General features: G+C 41.8%; 19 protein-coding genes. 2 read left to right on the top strand and 17 right to left on the bottom strand.

What is annotated here, in order from left to right:
- Positions 1–11: 11 nt before the first annotated feature.
- The 9 genes from COU90_02655 to COU90_02615 form a co-directional block, all read right to left on the bottom strand.
- Positions 12–386 carry a Fe-S cluster protein gene (locus COU90_02655; GenBank protein PJE64328.1) on the bottom strand — a complete coding sequence of 125 codons (375 nt, stop codon included), beginning with the start codon at positions 384–386 and terminating at the stop codon, positions 12–14.
- Positions 379–1,593, bottom strand: a complete 1,215-nt coding sequence (locus COU90_02650; GenBank protein PJE64327.1) for a cysteine desulfurase — start codon at positions 1,591–1,593, stop codon at positions 379–381. Before COU90_02650 ends, COU90_02655 begins: the two co-directional genes overlap by 8 nt.
- Entirely contained in the window at positions 1,590–2,414 is an 825-nt protein-coding gene (locus COU90_02645; GenBank protein ID PJE64326.1) for a hypothetical protein, read from the bottom strand. Before COU90_02645 ends, COU90_02650 begins: the two co-directional genes overlap by 4 nt.
- 12 nt (positions 2,415–2,426) lie before the next feature.
- A complete protein-coding gene (gene sufB / locus COU90_02640; protein ID PJE64325.1) occupies positions 2,427–3,827 on the bottom strand; it encodes a Fe-S cluster assembly protein SufB in 1,401 nt (466 codons plus the stop codon).
- A gap of 101 nt (positions 3,828–3,928) precedes the next feature.
- Entirely contained in the window at positions 3,929–4,360 is a 432-nt protein-coding gene (locus COU90_02635) for a hypothetical protein (protein PJE64324.1), read from the bottom strand.
- 41 nt (positions 4,361–4,401) lie between these two features.
- Positions 4,402–5,718 carry a hypothetical protein gene (locus COU90_02630; protein ID PJE64323.1) on the bottom strand — a complete coding sequence of 439 codons (1,317 nt, stop codon included), beginning with the start codon at positions 5,716–5,718 and terminating at the stop codon, positions 4,402–4,404.
- 68 nt (positions 5,719–5,786) lie between these two features.
- Complete coding sequence (locus COU90_02625; protein PJE64322.1) at positions 5,787–6,218, bottom strand: hypothetical protein; 432 nt, start codon at positions 6,216–6,218, stop codon at positions 5,787–5,789.
- A 50-nt stretch (positions 6,219–6,268) separates the two neighbouring features.
- A complete protein-coding gene (locus COU90_02620) occupies positions 6,269–8,062 on the bottom strand; it encodes a hypothetical protein (protein ID PJE64321.1) in 1,794 nt (597 codons plus the stop codon).
- A gap of 70 nt (positions 8,063–8,132) precedes the next feature.
- Positions 8,133–8,903: a hypothetical protein gene (locus COU90_02615; protein PJE64320.1), complete on the bottom strand. Its 771-nt coding sequence runs from the start codon at positions 8,901–8,903 to the stop codon at positions 8,133–8,135.
- A 115-nt stretch (positions 8,904–9,018) separates the two neighbouring features.
- Here COU90_02615 and COU90_02610 point away from each other — a divergent pair, with 115 nt between their 5' ends.
- On the top strand, positions 9,019–9,546 hold the full coding sequence (locus COU90_02610) for a hypothetical protein (GenBank protein ID PJE64319.1): 528 nt from the start codon (positions 9,019–9,021) through the stop codon (positions 9,544–9,546).
- Positions 9,547–9,572: 26 nt separating this feature from the next.
- On the opposite strand, the gene COU90_02605 is transcribed toward COU90_02610, so the two are convergent.
- From COU90_02605 to COU90_02590, 4 genes are all read right to left on the bottom strand, one after another.
- A complete protein-coding gene (locus tag COU90_02605) occupies positions 9,573–10,286 on the bottom strand; it encodes a hypothetical protein (GenBank protein ID PJE64318.1) in 714 nt (237 codons plus the stop codon).
- A 9-nt stretch (positions 10,287–10,295) separates the two neighbouring features.
- Positions 10,296–10,577 carry a hypothetical protein gene (locus COU90_02600; GenBank protein PJE64317.1) on the bottom strand — a complete coding sequence of 94 codons (282 nt, stop codon included), beginning with the start codon at positions 10,575–10,577 and terminating at the stop codon, positions 10,296–10,298.
- A 38-nt stretch (positions 10,578–10,615) separates the two neighbouring features.
- Positions 10,616–11,278, bottom strand: coding sequence for an MBL fold metallo-hydrolase (locus COU90_02595; GenBank protein ID PJE64316.1), 663 nt, complete (start codon positions 11,276–11,278; stop codon positions 10,616–10,618).
- Between the two features lie 81 nt (positions 11,279–11,359).
- Positions 11,360–11,548, bottom strand: a complete 189-nt coding sequence (locus tag COU90_02590; protein PJE64315.1) for a hypothetical protein — start codon at positions 11,546–11,548, stop codon at positions 11,360–11,362.
- Between the two features lie 90 nt (positions 11,549–11,638).
- Here COU90_02590 and COU90_02585 point away from each other — a divergent pair, with 90 nt between their 5' ends.
- Positions 11,639–12,067: a hypothetical protein gene (locus COU90_02585; GenBank protein PJE64314.1), complete on the top strand. Its 429-nt coding sequence runs from the start codon at positions 11,639–11,641 to the stop codon at positions 12,065–12,067.
- A gap of 514 nt (positions 12,068–12,581) precedes the next feature.
- Here the strand turns inward: COU90_02585 and COU90_02580 are convergent.
- The 4 genes from COU90_02580 to COU90_02565 all read right to left on the bottom strand — a co-directional run bounded on the left by COU90_02580 (position 12,582) and on the right by COU90_02565 (position 16,128).
- Positions 12,582–13,859 (bottom strand): DUF2914 domain-containing protein, encoded by a 1,278-nt coding sequence (locus COU90_02580; GenBank protein ID PJE64313.1) that lies wholly within the window; start codon positions 13,857–13,859, stop codon positions 12,582–12,584.
- Positions 13,687–15,435, bottom strand: a complete 1,749-nt coding sequence (locus COU90_02575) for a hypothetical protein (protein ID PJE64312.1) — start codon at positions 15,433–15,435, stop codon at positions 13,687–13,689. The genes COU90_02580 and COU90_02575 overlap by 173 nt, the downstream gene beginning before the upstream one ends.
- A 64-nt stretch (positions 15,436–15,499) precedes the next feature.
- On the bottom strand, positions 15,500–15,793 hold the full coding sequence (locus COU90_02570; protein ID PJE64311.1) for a hypothetical protein: 294 nt from the start codon (positions 15,791–15,793) through the stop codon (positions 15,500–15,502).
- A 134-nt stretch (positions 15,794–15,927) separates the two neighbouring features.
- Positions 15,928–16,128 carry a cold-shock protein gene (locus tag COU90_02565; protein PJE64310.1) on the bottom strand — a complete coding sequence of 67 codons (201 nt, stop codon included), beginning with the start codon at positions 16,126–16,128 and terminating at the stop codon, positions 15,928–15,930.
- Between the last annotated feature and the right edge of the window lie 32 nt (positions 16,129–16,160).

Here is a 16,160-nt window from a genome sequence, read left to right as displayed (position 1 = left end):
ATTCTGATTCTTTATTTTTTTACGGCTTTTTGTGCCGCATTCAGTGAAAGTACGGCACATCGCATACGCACCACATTAAGCGAAACCCCCAACATGCGTTCCATATCATTCTGCGTCAAAGCACATACATCTTCTACGGTCTTTCCTTTTATATAATCCGTAAGAAGAGATGCCGATGCCTGACTTACAGCACATCCGGTACCATCGAAGCTACTTTCCACAATAGTATCATTTTCGTTTACCACAACATACAATGTTATACTGTCTCCGCATAATGCATTATGTTCCGTTGCTTGCAAGGCGCCCGAAAGCACCCCTTTATTATGAGGGTTGTTATGTAAATCAAGTATCTGCTCCCGGTATAAATCCTGATCCATATTATACATTCTTAGAAAATATATGTTTTACATCTTTTATTCCTTTTATAAGCGCATCAACATCTTCCCGCGTATTGTAGATGTAAAAACTTACGCGTACGGTACCTGATACATCCAATTTCTTCATGAGTGGCATAGCGCAATGATGCCCCGCACGCACCGCTATACCATTTTTGGCTAAAATTTCGGCCGTATCATGCGGATGCACGCCGGACACAAGAAATGAAATAATACCGCCTTGTTTGTCAGCATCTCCCGGACCAAACAGCGTTACACCGGAAAGAGCTTTTAATTCCGAGAGCGCGTAATGCGTTATGTCATTCTCATGTTTTTTTATAACGTCCATACCAATACCGCTTAGGTAATCCATAGCTGAAGCAAGACCAAGAGCTTCGGCAACCGGCAGTGTTCCCGCTTCAAATTTTGCCGGTATGTCTGCCCACAAAGATTCTTCAACGGAAACGGATCGAATCATGCCACCGCCAAATACAACCGGCTCCAAAGAATGCAAAACCTCTTTTTTACCGTATAAAACACCGACGCCCGTAGGTCCCGCAACCTTATGTCCGCTTATAACAAGAAAATCGCAATCTATATCCCGTACCGATACCGGCATATGAGGCACGCTTTGCGCCGCATCAACAACCGAATATGCCCCCACTTTCCGCGCCATACGACAAATATCCTTCACTGGCACATAAGTTCCTAATGTTTGAGACACATGTGTTACGGCAACTATTTTTGTTTTTTCGGTAATTATGTCTTGCACGTCATCCAAAGAAATAGTCCCATCCTGCTTTATAGGTATACTGCGTAGGTGCGCGCCTGCCACCCGAGCAAGTTGTTGCCACGGAATAAAGTTGCTGTGATGCTCCAGATCCGTCACCACTATTTCATCTCCTTCTTTTATACCGCCCGCAAGCATACGGGATATCATATTTAAAGCAGTAGTGGCTCCTCCCGTAAAAACAATTTCCTCCTGATCGGCGTCAATAAACGAAGCTACGGTATGCCGCGCTTTTTCATATTCCTCGACTGCACGCACGCCTATGGGATATATACCGCTATGCACATTTGCCTTAAATGAATGATAATACTCATTCATGACGTCCGTTACCTGCCGGGGAACTTGAGCGGTGGCCGCACTATCAAGAAATATAAGATCGGGATTGGTTGTAAATATCGGAAAATCTTTTTTTATATCTGATATATTCATAGTGTTGGCATTACTTTTAAAAATCCTTCTATAATCTGTTTTTCCGCATCTTTATCAGACATACCACGACTTGTAAGATAAAACACCTGCTCTGGATCCAGCGTTGTTGTTGTGGCGGCATGACAAGCACGTACATTGTGCGTGAAAAGCTCCACCATAGGAACAGTATCCGCTTCCGTCTCATCATTCATAAGAAGCGTGCGCGATATTTGACTTACCATAGATTCTTTCGCCTCCTGTAACACACGTGTTCTTCCGCGCCAAATGAGTTTTGCCTTATCTTTTACGACATGCCTCTCTTCTATGGAAGAGGTTGTGTTCCTGCCCCTGTGCAAAATACTTTCCTCACTATCAAATGTACTCGCGCCCGAAACGGTATTGCGCCCTATGAGGCTATATGACGCATTATCTCCCGCAAGAATTACTTCGTGCAAAACACGTAAAAATACAACCGTTTCTACAATACGCTCCATACGCAAAGAAGCATTGCGTTCAAGTGTATAGCGCTCCGTATGCAAGGAAGGTGCCCCTGGCGCATATCGCCGCCGAATCCGGACATTCGCTCCTTCTTCCACGAACACATCCATAGTACTGTTTGCGGAAACATCTGTATCGTTTACTATTTCTATTTCCGCTACATTCTCTTTTTTTACCGTTATGTGAATACCTTTTTTATTTCGCACCACGACAACCCCTTTTGAGACTTTTATGCTTGGTATTTCCATATCGGCATGTACTATATCCTGCGGCATTACCGAAAAGATTCCAATACCGTAATGGGATACTATTTCCTTTTTGTCTGTATTTTTTTCCTTATGCATTATATCGCTTGCTTAATTAACGCCCTCCATTTCCAAATCTATAAGTCGATTAAATTCGACCGCATATTCCAGGGGTAATTTTTTTGATATATCACTCACAAAACCGCCCACAATCATTTTGATTGCCTGCTCTTCGGTAAGACCGCGGCTTTGCGCATAAAATAACTCCTCCTCACCTATTTTTCCCGCCCGCGCTTCATGCGTCACCGAAACATTTTTATTTTCTACTTTCATAAACGGATAGGTATGCGATACGGATTCATCTTCTATCATAAGAGCGTCACATACAACACTGCTTTTCGTTCCCGTAGCTCGCTTTCCAACACGCACGAGTCCGCGATACGTTGCCGTACCCCCCTTTCGAGATATGCTCTTCGCCCGAATAACGGATGATGTATTCGGTACCACGTGAACCACCTTTGATCCCGTATCCTGATTCTGCCCTGCACCGGCAAACGCGATACCCAAACTTTCACTGTGAGCACCTTCTCCCGCTAATATACTGGATGGATATAACATAGTTATTCCCGAACCCATATTACCATTCACCCATTCAATTCTTCCGTTTCTTTCCACCAATGCTCGTTTCGTATTAAGGTTATACGTATTACGGCTCCAATTTTCTATGCTCGAATATCGAATGGTTGCATCTTCGTTTACAAAAAGCTCAACACAACCGGCATGCAAAGCGCTTGTCTGATAGCGCGGCGCGGAACATCCTTCAATATACGAAACCTCTGACCCCTTATCCGCAATAATAAGTGTATGTTCAAATTGCCCCCCGCGCTCCGCATTCATACGAAAATACGCCTGCAAGGGAACGGTAACCTTTACGCCCGGAGGAACGTAGATAAATGTACCTCCCGACCATACAGCCGCATGCAACATAACAAACTTATGATCATTGATGGGTACACATCTTGTCATAAAGTATTCCTTTACATACTCCGGATACTTATGAACAGCCGTATCCATATTCTCAAAAATAACCCCTTCCCGTTCCCACTCTTCCTTAAGATTATGATAAACAATATCAGAATCATATTGCGCACCAACGCCACCCAACGCATTTTGTTCAGCTTCCGGAATACCTAATTTATTAAATGTTGTACGGATATCTTCCGGTACATCTTCCCACGATCGTGATTCCTTTGCGTCAGGACGCACAAAATATGTTATTTTATCAAGTTCCAATCCCGATAAATCCGGACCCCATGAAGGCAAGGGGCATTCTTTATAAAGAGCAAATGCCCGAAGACGCTTTTCAAGCATCCACTCCGGTTCGTTCTTTTGCCGGGAGATCTCCCGCACTAAATGTTCCGTCACACCCAAATCAGCGCGATATTTGTTTCGCGCCTCATCGGCAGTATCATACCGCTCTCTATTTGGTGTATAAAAAGCATCTTTTTTCATATAGATGTATGTCTATATATACCCATAAAGCCGTTGAAAGTCAACACTTCTCTACAAAAAAACTGCATGGATATTCATGCAGTTTTTCCGTTTATAGCACTTTACTGATTCCTGTTTCTAAGCCATCCGTCAATTCCCCATACGTTCCCGGCACCGACAGCTGAAAAATAGAGAAGAACCAATGCATAAATAATATGATCATCAACAATATAGGAATGATCTCCCACCATGGGAAACGCAAGAGTAGGAATATAATACAGTAACATTAAAAGCGCCCCCAGTGGAGCACTCCACCGCACAAATACACCTGCAATAAGTGATATTCCCAAAAGCGTAAGTCCCCATTCATTCATAATATTAATGAATGGCAAAATATCCCCGCCCGCAAGCCAACCATAAAAGCCGGAAAATGTCTTTGCGCCCGCCAAATATCCCGCCGCAGACCAATCAGGATTGAGAACTTTTGTAATGCCCGCATACAACATAAGCCATCCGAGAGAAATACGTAACAATACAAGAATACTTTTTGACATATTACATTACTATTCTAATATAGATAACTACTATAAGTAGTTTACTCTATTCGTGAAAGTATTAACATACTCTCTACATGAGGTGTCTGTGGATATAAATCATACAACCGCCAATGGGATGTCGTATAAAGATCCCGAAATATACGCCAATCACGTGCCTGCGTTTTAGGGTTGCACGATACATAGATAATCTGACGTGGTGGTGATTCCATAAAGTACTTCATCACACGAGGATGCAATCCGCTTCGTGGCGGATCGATAATAACCGTATCCGTTTTTTGCAAGAGTGTCCGCAAATCTTGCCTTTCCGCATCTCCCACAATCGTATCCCCATTTTTCAAACATTGAGCCTCGGGCATGGCACGCGTGCCGTTTTTTTGTATCATTTCCCGTGCATATACATCCGATTCAATAAAATACATCCCCTCAAACATGCCGGCAAGAGAAATACCGATAGTCCCCACACCGGCATACATATCAGCCGCATATCCTCCCGAACATGCATGTAAGCGCATATCCTCCAACACGGATCCAAACGCAGAGGGATTTACCTGGAAAAAGGAATTATAGTGATAGGAAAATATATTATTTCCCACCTGCTCCTCTATATATTCGCTTCCGTTACGATATACTACCTCCGTTGCCACGGACGCAGGAGAACGCGGATCGGAATATACAACATAAAATCCTCCGGATTTTTTTTCGTTAAAGAGCATGTGCTCGATGCGAATGTTATCTGCTCCGTTTTTGTTTTTTACATACAAAACCGCAATGCAAGTATCTTCCAGAAAACTATAACGTATGACGAGTGATTTAAGAATATGCGACGGTATTTTTTTCTTCCTAATCTCCCGCACGATAACCTGCGCGCATTCGTTCATTTTTTCGTTTCCCAATACACTGCCGGCAACTCTTTGCATATCATACCGGCGCCCGCGTACATGAAACGCCAAATGCCCTTCATCAAAGCTAAACTCTAATTTATTTCTATATCCCCACTCATAAAAACTTCTTTCTATGGAAACTTCATTACTCGGTAATCCGCCGGTATCACGATACCAATTGCGTATCAATAGCTCTTTTTTGTATGCGAGTTGCTTCTCATACGGTATGCATTGCCACGGACTGCCCGTACGATAATAATATTCCTCTTTCGGATCTCGCCTATCGGGAGACGCATCCTCTACCTGTAAGAGATGTGCATGCAAAACACCGCCCCGTTTCTTGTAGGGCAGAACCTCTACCACTTCGCCCGGTAGCACACCCGCAACATGTACCTCTTTTCCCTGCTCATATCCAATACCGTCACCGCCCCAGGACATGTTTTCTATAGTAATTTTTATCTTTTCACGGTTCATAATCTTATAAAAAAGGGTCGTAAAGACCCTTTAAAAACCCTCTTGATCCTTTATACATCCGCGTGCCACTAACCATACCTGTCTTTTTTTGCAATGTACCATCCCGATATCTCAGGTGATTCCGTCAGACGAATTACCATATCCCCGGGATGCATACAAACACGCTGGACTATATTATATTCTATATCATTCCTTGCAAGTAGTGTTCTAAAATTATCCGGTACGGATATAATATTCATTTTTTGAACCATGGAAACAAAATCATACTCATCACCGCCAAGAAGGATAATTCTGTAATGACGTTCCGTGAATTGCGTATAAAATTCTTTTTTAAGAACAGTAAGATCCCCATTAAAAGCATCGGGAATTTTCGTACGTTCCTCTTCCACCCATAAACAGCGACACACTCTCGCAACGGTATCCAGGGAAAGAAACATCCCCTCATTTTCTTCCCAACAATCGCCCCCTTTCGGGAAAAATTCCGGCGAAACAATAATCATACCGCAAGTACGGCGTATTCTTCCAAATGACATAATATCCTCCTTACGCCTTATTTTTCTGGTTTTACTCTAGCATTATGCGCATATTTTTGTAAATAATATGCCGTCATAATGTAACCCATATGTGAAAATGCCTGGGGATAGTTTCCTAAATATTCTCCCGTGCGTTCGTCAATTTCTTCAGAGAGAAGGCCGTTCCAATTTATATAGGTGGAGAATTTTTCAAACAAACGATGCGCCTTTTCAGTTTCTCCTAAAATAGCAAGTGCTGAAAAATACCAAAATGAAGAAAGGACAAAGGCTCCTTCGTCTCCCTTTAAGGCATCGTATGTATGATATCTATCAACAAATATATCGTTCATTACCAATTCACGGGCGGTATTTTGCATAATATTCTTCGTAGATATATCATGCTTATTTAAAAATTTAAGAGGAATCAATAAAAAATTAGTGGCATCCTGCTTGTCCGTTTTACTATGCTGAAAAAGAATATTCCGTTCGGTATCATAGCAATTATCCCATACCCACTGACGAATATCTTTTTGCAGATGATCCCATTCTTTTTTCTTTTCATCGGAAACACCGAGCACATCGGCAAGTAATAAAGCGCGATCAATACCAACCCAAGCCATGGCTTTTGAATATGAAAAATGCTTAGGTCCGCTACGCACTTCCCAAATACCGTTATCCGGCAATTGCCAATGTTTCTGTATTTGCTCTACCATATGTAAAATAATATCTCTGCTCATTTCTGTAAGCTTCACACCGCGTCCCGCCATGAAATAATGCGCATCAATTAAAGATCCATAAATATCCAACTGAAACTGATCTTTAGCGCCGTTACCGATACGAACGGGGTATGCATCTTGATATCCGCTCCAGTGAGAAAGTATTTCTTCCTCCGGAACGGGACGGCCATGAATTGTGTACATAAGATGAATGGTAATATCGCAATCTTCGCATTCTCTTGCAACGCCCTCTATGAACTCAAAAAACTTAACAGCTTCCTCCGTATACCCAAGTACATACAAGGCATACAATGCAAAAGTGGCATCCCTAATCCACACATATCGGTAATCCCAATTGCGTTCACCTCCCATGTGTTCCGGTAGTGATGTTGTGGGAGCGGCTACAATAGCTCCCGTAGGATAAAATTGCATCAATTTAAGTGTAATTGCCGAACGTACCAATTGGTCACGACAGAATGTGAAAAATACCCCCTGCTCCACCCACGTTTTCCAAAATTGATTTGTTACCTTCTCAAAATCCTGTCCCGCATATGCCGCGTCCGGATGAGATCCGTATTCAAGAACAAGCGCCCGTTCATCTCCTTTTGAAACATGACATATTATTTCATATCCCCTCGCTTTTTTTATAACCTCCGCGTGGATGGGCAAATGTAATATTAAAAAACTTCCTTCCAGTGCACAAATAAGCATCCCTTCTTTTTCTTCTATAATCGCTTCTTTCCTTCCGTAATCCGGATGAGGATCAAATAAAAACGATACATCGGTTTTTCCCGTAATGCCCGTTATCTTCCGAATAAGAAAATGACTTTTGCATATATTTACCGGTTGCGGCACCATAAAATCGTGTAATGTATATTCCGCAGAATTGTATCTAACATAATGCTCTACGGTAGCCGTATCCGAAATATATCGCGATTCCATATCCGCACCCTCTTCCATTAAGGCAAATGTACCTCCGTCCTCATCAAGCATTCTTCCAAACATACTGGAAGAATCAAAGTGTGGCAAACAAAACCAGTCAATGGACCCTTTCCTGGATACCAGTGCGGCGGTATGTAAATCACCTATTAAAAAATAATCACGTATTGGATACATAACAATACCGACCCCTTGTAAAAAACATTACAAAAAGCAGAGGTAGACGTCCCTCTGCTTTTTCTCATTATTATTCGTCTTTTTTATTGTTTTTATTTACCTGGGAGAGCGCTTCGAAAGCACGCAGTACTTCAAGCGGCACGGCAAAAACGATGGTATTTGATTGATCCGAACTAATATCGTTCAACGACTGAAGTGAGCGCAAATGCAACGCTCCCGGTGTGCTTGCTAATATTTCAGCGGCACGTGCCATATCGGTGGCCGCGGCAACTTCACCCTGCGCCTTTATAATGACTGCCCGCCGCTCTCGTTCCGCTTCTGCTTGCTTGCTAATGGTTCGCTTCATATCCTCCGGAAGCTCAATATGTTTTAGATCAACCGATACCACCGTAATACCCCACGGATCCGTTGCCGTGTCCACAATGCCTTTTATTTTTTTGGAGATTTCATCGCGATTCGCCAAGAGTTCATCCAGCTCAACCTCTCCTACGATATCTCTCATGGTTGTCTGCGCAAGTTGTGATATGGCAAACATGTAATTTGTAATTTCAATAATTGCCGCACGTGCATCATGCACCTTAAAGTATACGACGGCATTTACCCGAATAGAAATATTATCCTTGGTAATGGCTTCCTGATCCGGCACATCAATAACATTCACACGCATATCCACCTTGCGCATAAACTGAAATACGGGAATCACCAAACGCCACCCCGGCTCTTTAATGCCGGTAAATCGCCCCATAGTGAACATAACACCACGTTGATATTGATTTATTTGCCGCAATATAGCAACAAATACAGCGATACCTATTACTAAGCTAATGAGAAATTCTGGCATATATATGAGAGTTATTAAATAATAGCACCACAACTCTTTTATACGGCCATGATATCATTTATGTACATACTTTTCCACAGGCATATAAACCGTATATATCATATACTTAAGGGACATGAAAACAAATATGAAAAGATGTGTCAGTACACCAAAGAACTGTCGCGCGGGTTTTACCTTAATAGAACTTCTCACCATTATCGCCATTATATCGCTTTTGTTTTCGTTTGTGTTTGCCTCCCTGCGAGACGCTCGCGGAAAGGCGCGTCTTGCGGAAGCTCAAACAACCGTAAATCAACTGCGTCGCGCTATCACCGTAATGTCGGAAGATACCGGAGAATGGCCGAATCACAAAAAAATCGACGCCATAGAACTAACGCCCAATAATGAAATTTGGGATCTTTCCACTCCGGCCGCCGGTCTTGTTACAACAGACGGAGCATATAGCGGATGGAGCGGACCATATATGGCTAGCATAAAGAACGATCCATGGGGAAACCCGTATTTCTTTGATACGGATTATGACATCGACCCGTCTCCTTCCGTACTAAATGCTGTTGTTGTCGGATCATTCGGACCCAACGGACAAGGACAAAATATTTACGATACCGATAATATAATTCATATTTTTATCGTAGAGCAATAAATATAAATCGCCCATTCTTTTACGAACTATGTTAGGTCGGTATATATTTTTACATGCTTCATCTTTCGCATAATACGTGCAGGTGTTTCAGCATAAGAACCATTCTCCGCAACAAGACGCGTAAATGCTTCTTGTTTTTCTTTCCCGACAATGTAAGCGATAGACACATCCACCTCACATTCCAAAAAAGGCATCGTGACCGTAGCACGCAGAGGATGACTACTTTTTTCCCCCGTATTATATCCGCATGTCCAATGATGCGTATCTTCGAACTGTTTAGCAAACGTTTCCGGATCCTCCGGATACGGCATAATACCCGCCGTATGACCATCCGCTCCCATTCCCTGCGTTATAAGAACAAATCCTTCTTTATTGCGATGTCGCCAATTCTGTAGACTAAACTCAATTCTTCCGGCAAGATCTTTCTCCGATTCTCCGTCTCTAAGTCGCGTATCGATAAACTCAACCCCCTTCACCAATGACTCGGCATAAAGATCCGTTTTCATAAACCGGGCGAAATTATTTACCTCCTTTTGTTTATCTGCCCGTTCATCAAGGATGCCTATAGTAAGAAATTCTCCCAAACAATTACGGTCCAAATCCGCCAATATACCAAAGGCCGATCCTCCCGAAATTAAAAACAGCATTTGCATACCCCATCGCGTCACAATCTCATTACGTAGCGCCAATCGTGCTTTTTTCTCCGCCTCTTCTTTTGTTGCAAATGTAAATATATCCATAAAACATGCTTATTCCTTTTTTGAAGATAATGCAGATTTTTCTTCAGCCCAATGCTTTAAATTTTCATACGATGTTTCTCCGCAGATAAAATTTCCGGACTCGGTATTAAAAAAGAACGGTACTCCTCCGCAGAGTCCACGGTCATATTCTTCCATCTTACGGGCATTCTCCGTATTGTGCCATGTTTCAAAGGTTTCCACCCGCACACCGGTTTCTTCCTCCAGCTTTTTTACGAGCGCATCCATCTCCTGACAATGAGGACATTCTTCACCATAAAATTCAAGTAACATAATATAGGTATATTAATACTGGTAACTATTATTTTCTTTTATTCTATAATAACCTCTTCTCCCGGATTATTTATGGAATGGAACATACTGCCATAATCTTTAACATATGCCGCGAACTCTTTATATTGCATGCTTAAGAAAAATTCTTTCACATATCCGTCATGAATGGGAATAATATGTTTAGGATGCATGGCCGCGCCAAACTCTGCAATACGCACCTTATCCGCCCACGGCGCCGTAACAGGAAGAGCTAGTACGGAGACCCCCGCATATTTATGCAAGGATACGTTCAATGAATCTCCGGGATGCAAAAAAGTACCATTAATAATATAAGCCGTATTATGCGGGACGGGAGTAAGTAATGGCTCATGGTCGGCGGAATACGCTTCTATACGCACTCCCCCTATATTTTTTTCTCCCTCCTCATATATTTCCGCTTCTATGCCTTCGGACGCAAGGATATGCGCCACGCCCGTATTCGTAAAAAGTTTGGCATGTATGTTATTCGCCATAATAATTTTAAGCGCCCCAATATCCACATGGTCCACATGCTGATGGGTAATACATACAGCAGACAGTTCCGTAAAATCATACGGAGAAACACGGTCTTCTTTGAATGAAAATGTTCCCGGATCAAAAAGAATTTTTACACCCCCTTCCTCCACCAGCAAGCAGGAATGAATATATTTACTGATACGCATATGTACATCATATCAAAATACCCCGAAAGACAGAATGGACGACAAAGTGAACAAAAAAATCCTGCCGATAAAGACAGGGTTTTACTTATATCCGTTTCCTACGAAATCTTTTCCACTGCCGCAAGTACATTTTTCGCCTTCTACAAAATCATCTTTTTCGAAATCATAAAACGCGCACGGTAAACATCCATCATCACAAAAATCACATGGCGGATATTTCTGTTCATCCACAAAAGAAGAAACATCCGCTACTTCTTTTTTATGCTCCATGGTAAACCTCCTTTTCTACACACCATACTACATTATGACAACAAATCAGACAATTGACTCTGATGTGATAATACAGTATATTTTTATGATATGTCACAAAAATATACAACCCATAAGGATTGGTTTTGTGTAAAGCGTGCAAAACCCGGTGCAGGACTCGCTTTGTTTACAAAACGGGAATTTAAGAAAGGGGATTTTGTTATTGAATATACGGGAGAAAAAATTTCCGACGCGGAAGCAGATAGACGAGGCGGAAAATATCTTTTTACCATAAACACCAAATGGACACTAGACGCAAAAGACCATAAACACTTGGCTCGGTATATTAACCATGCCTGCAAGCCTAATTGCGAAACAGATGAACGTGGCGGGCGTATCCTTATTTTCGCCACACGCACCATTAAACCCGGTGAGGAAATCACCTATGATTATGGCGAAGAATACTTTGATGATTTTATAAAGCCGCATGGATGCAAATGTCCGGCAAAAAAACATGGCGGACACAAAAACAGAGATTGAGTTTTTAGAATGGATAACACAAATAAAAAAGAGCTGATATATATCAGCTCTTTTTTATACGAAGAAAGTCTTATTCCTGACCTTCTGTTGGTGTTGCAGGAGCTTCTTCATCACCGGCTGCTGCAGGCATATCACCACCTTCTGTTGGTGTTGCAGGAGCCTCACCTTCTGTTTGAGGATCCATTGGATTCATTTCATCCATGATTTTGATTATAAGCTGATAAGATGCGCCTCTGTAGACATTCTTACTCTAACATATATACCTCATACCTGCAAACTCACCCTATCCCTTACGTCCTCTTAAAAGAAGCCAGACCGCTACCAAAGCGAGTACTGCACCTCCTCCGTAACGACTCACCGGTTCACTTACTGTCGCAAATATCCACACGGCTATAACAAGTATAACAATACCTAATAATGTTTTCATAAATTGTCCTATTACCCTATAAAAGACCTTTTTTGTATGCTCATATTATAACATTAATAATATATTAGGTCAATAATATTCCTTGCATCACCGTATCTCTGTTGTAAGAAGAAGTTCTTTCTCTGCATCACGTACCATAAATGTCGTACGTCCCAGAAGCTGTTTTCGTTCGGTAATGACATCCACGCGCCATCGTCCCGGAAATACATTATGTTTTACCGAATACCCTCGGTATCCGCCGTCCCGCCCCCCATAAATAGCATAGGGAAACTCATCCGTTTGTATCCACGCACCGGTTTTCTCATTATAATATAACCATCTGTGTATAATTTTTGTCTGTAGTTTTGTTGGTGCAAATACGGCACTGTAACTATATATAGGATTGTTTCCGCTTCGATAGAACACGTGTTCCCTCTTCCAAAACACATACCATGGCCTATCTTCTTTCGTCACCCTATACTCATCCCCATACCTCTCCACATTATAGTATATTCCACTTTCAATAATAGAAAGCGGAATGGGAGGGATGATATTGGTAAAATAAAATACGTTAAATAATATATATATGCCTCCGATGCTTATAAATAACAAATACTTAATACTCTTCATGCGCTCCGGCATAATACGCATAAATAAAAACAATAACGCACCGATAACAACTAAACTCATCCATCCGCTTATAAGGAACGTACTCGCTCCAAGCGAGCCTAAAACAATGGGCATATAAAACGTAAGAAATGAAAATATGGCAACAAATAAAATACTTACGTTAAATGTAAATCGGTGATATCGTTTTTCAGAAAATTCATTTCCCACGAGCAGTACCGCAAGAAAAAAAAGAAACGGCCAACTTGTTGCAAATGCGGCACTGCGAGAATAGTACACAACATATCCGCTGAATAAGCCGCCAAATGCAAACTGCATAACCAATGGAAGCCATGGTGCATAAATCCGGAAAATGGGCCGTTGCAATCGTCCAATATCATATAAATTAAAAAGCGTTATACTCGTACCGGCAATTACGATATATAAAAACAACATCAGATTATCTATCCATAAATCAATCCGGGTAAGCGTAAGCGTATCCCATAAAAACCCGCCCAAAAATGCACCCCATGCCATTACATGCTCATATTTTTTGTATACGTCTCGCAGTGCATTCATATTTTTGTTGCGTATTATTTTGTTATAGTCACAGATGCTTGTTTTGCGTACTCCATAGACGCTGATATGCTCCGCATTCTTGCAATAATTCCTTATGCGTACCCTGTTCGATAACGGCACCATCTGCCATAACAACAATCTTATCAAAATCAACAATCGTGGAAAGACGATGAGCAATAACGATAGTCGTACGCCCTTCATGCGATAATGCGGCAATAGAATCTTGTATCAAGCGCTCTGATTTACTATCCAAGGATGCTGTTGCCTCGTCGAATAATAAGATAGGAGGATCTTTAAGCAACATACGCGCGATGGCAACGCGCTGTTTTTCCCCTCCCGATAATTTTACACCGCGCTCTCCAACGCGCGTATTATATTGTTCTGGTAATGTTTCTATAAATTCATGGATATGAGCAATCTTTGCCGCGCTCTGTATCTCCTCTTCCGTAGCATCCGGTCTTCCATATGCAATATTGTTACCAATCGTATCATTAAATAAAATGGTATCCTGCGCCACAACGCCAACGGCTTCCCGAAGTGACTTTTGCGTAACATCCCGTATGTCCACACCATCAATATATATCCCGCCTTCCAAGACATCATATAATCGAAGGAGAAGTTTTGATATTGTTGATTTTCCAGATCCGGAATACCCTACGAGCGCTATACTTTTTTTTGCCGGCATATCGATGGAAATACCCCTCAGTATCTTTCTGTTGGTATTATATCCAAAAACAACATCACGAAACTCCACCCGTCCCTCATTTATGATAAGGGGGTGAGCATCGATCTTATCAGTAATGGTATTCTCCGTATCAAATAACCGAAACATAGCATCAATATCCGCAAGTCCTTCCTTAATGCGCCTATATAATGCTCCGAGGAAGGACATAGGAATGGCGATACGATTCAAATATGATGTTATAAGGACAAAATCTCCTATAGTGGCCGCTCCTTGCATAAATTCGCGTGTTGCAAGAGCTAATAACACCGTAAGTCCTGCGGTTATAATAAATCCCTGCCCCATATTTAAATTTGCCCCCTTCTTTGTAGATTCAACGGCAACTTCGGCCCATTTTCCCAAGGCCGTATCATAGCGCCGGATTTCAAATTCTTCATTGGTAAAGTACTTCACTGTCTCAAAATTAAGGAGGGCATCAACAGATTTTTCCGATCCTGCATCATCACGTTTATTCGCCTCAATAAGAAGAACCTGCCGACGATCGGTTATCCTTACTGTATATACAATATATACCGCCACAAAAACCGCAAATACAATACTAAACGAAATCGGAAATGTGAAAAGAAATATCCCTAATATAAACAGTATCTCTATAATTGTGGGGAGAATGTTTCCGGTAAAAAAGAAGCTAAGCGACGAAAGCGAGTTAGTGCCACGCGCAATTTTTCGCGCAACGCCTCCCGTTGCCTGATCCGCGTGAAAATCCAACGGCAAAGAAAGGAGATGCTCGAACACGTCCAGGGGAATGCGACGCTTAACACCAACTTCCACTTTGGCAAAAATATAATCCTTAATACCACCGGTAATATCCGTACCCCACCGAAAAATAAAAAAGAGGATGATAAGACCAATAATAAAAGAGAGGTTCGGTAACGCCCCGTCCACAAGCATATCGATAAGTTTTTTTATAACGTAAGGATTTGCCACAGAAAACACGCGTCCCGCAACAATAAGCATGAGAGAAAAAACAACCCGCCATTTATACGCGAGTAAGTACGGAATTATTTTAAGTAAATGCGATTTTTCCTTTTCCATTTTTTTATTATATCATGTGCATACTAATCCAAGAAAAAAACCCTTGCTGTGCCAAGGATTGTAGTTATCGTAGTCGTAATCGAGATTCTTCCAAATATTCTCTGTAACCCCGACTGTTTGTAAGAACATACCTTGATCTTTCAGAAATACTTCGCCAATGAAATGATTCTGATGGCCTACTAAGCTCATTCCACGCTTTCAGAAGCATCTCTTTTGAGTCAGCGGCTCCAAAATAATACTCTCCGACCCACATCTTCCATCCCCCGCGAACCGACCCATCGGGAAGTTTTATGTCGTATTTCTCGAAAATTAACTCTACCTTTATGTTCCCACAACGCACCGTCGGTTCCTTAAACATACAACCCCCTTAAATGCCATTTCCACGATTATACATTATTATAATTTAATCGTCAACATACTCGCATGTATGTTGCCATTCAAACAAAAACATACCCGACGTACGTCGGGTATGTTTTATGGGTATTTTTATACCTATGCACGACTCACCTGTACGGCGCGTGCTCCCTTTGAATCTTCCTCAACTTCGAACTGCACAGCATCTCCTTCACGAAGATCATTGAATGCGCCGTCCTTAACTTCAGTTGCATGAAAGAAAAGGTCTTTTTCTTCGCCCTCTCGCTGGATAAAGCCGTAGCCTTTGTCCATGATACGGGCAACTGTTCCCTGTTGCATTGTTAGAACATAAATTCCTATAATCACCTGTC

Source organism: Candidatus Ryanbacteria bacterium CG10_big_fil_rev_8_21_14_0_10_43_42 (assembly GCA_002793915.1).
In the GTDB taxonomy this organism is placed as follows: Bacteria; Patescibacteriota; Minisyncoccia; order Ryanbacterales; family 2-02-FULL-48-12; genus 1-14-0-10-43-42.
Note: the sequence above shows the minus strand (reverse complement) of the source record. Positions and strands in the feature narration are given on the sequence as shown.

Coding starts and splice junctions, on each gene's coding strand:
- COU90_02655 (PJE64328.1), bottom strand. CDS start 386: ATGTATAATATGGATCAGGATTTATACCGGGAGCAGATACTTGATTTA.
- COU90_02650 (PJE64327.1), bottom strand. CDS start 1,593: ATGAATATATCAGATATAAAAAAAGATTTTCCGATATTTACAACCAAT.
- COU90_02645 (PJE64326.1), bottom strand. CDS start 2,414: ATGCATAAGGAAAAAAATACAGACAAAAAGGAAATAGTATCCCATTAC.
- sufB (PJE64325.1), bottom strand. CDS start 3,827: ATGAAAAAAGATGCTTTTTATACACCAAATAGAGAGCGGTATGATACT.
- COU90_02635 (PJE64324.1), bottom strand. CDS start 4,360: ATGTCAAAAAGTATTCTTGTATTGTTACGTATTTCTCTCGGATGGCTT.
- COU90_02630 (PJE64323.1), bottom strand. CDS start 5,718: ATGAACCGTGAAAAGATAAAAATTACTATAGAAAACATGTCCTGGGGC.
- COU90_02625 (PJE64322.1), bottom strand. CDS start 6,218: ATGATTATTGTTTCGCCGGAATTTTTCCCGAAAGGGGGCGATTGTTGG.
- COU90_02620 (PJE64321.1), bottom strand. CDS start 8,062: ATGTATCCAATACGTGATTATTTTTTAATAGGTGATTTACATACCGCC.
- COU90_02615 (PJE64320.1), bottom strand. CDS start 8,903: ATGCCAGAATTTCTCATTAGCTTAGTAATAGGTATCGCTGTATTTGTT.
- COU90_02610 (PJE64319.1), top strand. CDS start 9,019: ATGAAAACAAATATGAAAAGATGTGTCAGTACACCAAAGAACTGTCGC.
- COU90_02605 (PJE64318.1), bottom strand. CDS start 10,286: ATGGATATATTTACATTTGCAACAAAAGAAGAGGCGGAGAAAAAAGCA.
- COU90_02600 (PJE64317.1), bottom strand. CDS start 10,577: ATGTTACTTGAATTTTATGGTGAAGAATGTCCTCATTGTCAGGAGATG.
- COU90_02595 (PJE64316.1), bottom strand. CDS start 11,278: ATGCGTATCAGTAAATATATTCATTCCTGCTTGCTGGTGGAGGAAGGG.
- COU90_02590 (PJE64315.1), bottom strand. CDS start 11,548: ATGGAGCATAAAAAAGAAGTAGCGGATGTTTCTTCTTTTGTGGATGAA.
- COU90_02585 (PJE64314.1), top strand. CDS start 11,639: ATGTCACAAAAATATACAACCCATAAGGATTGGTTTTGTGTAAAGCGT.
- COU90_02580 (PJE64313.1), bottom strand. CDS start 13,859: ATGAAGGGCGTACGACTATCGTTATTGCTCATCGTCTTTCCACGATTG.
- COU90_02575 (PJE64312.1), bottom strand. CDS start 15,435: ATGGAAAAGGAAAAATCGCATTTACTTAAAATAATTCCGTACTTACTC.
- COU90_02570 (PJE64311.1), bottom strand. CDS start 15,793: ATGTTTAAGGAACCGACGGTGCGTTGTGGGAACATAAAGGTAGAGTTA.
- COU90_02565 (PJE64310.1), bottom strand. CDS start 16,128: ATGCAACAGGGAACAGTTGCCCGTATCATGGACAAAGGCTACGGCTTT.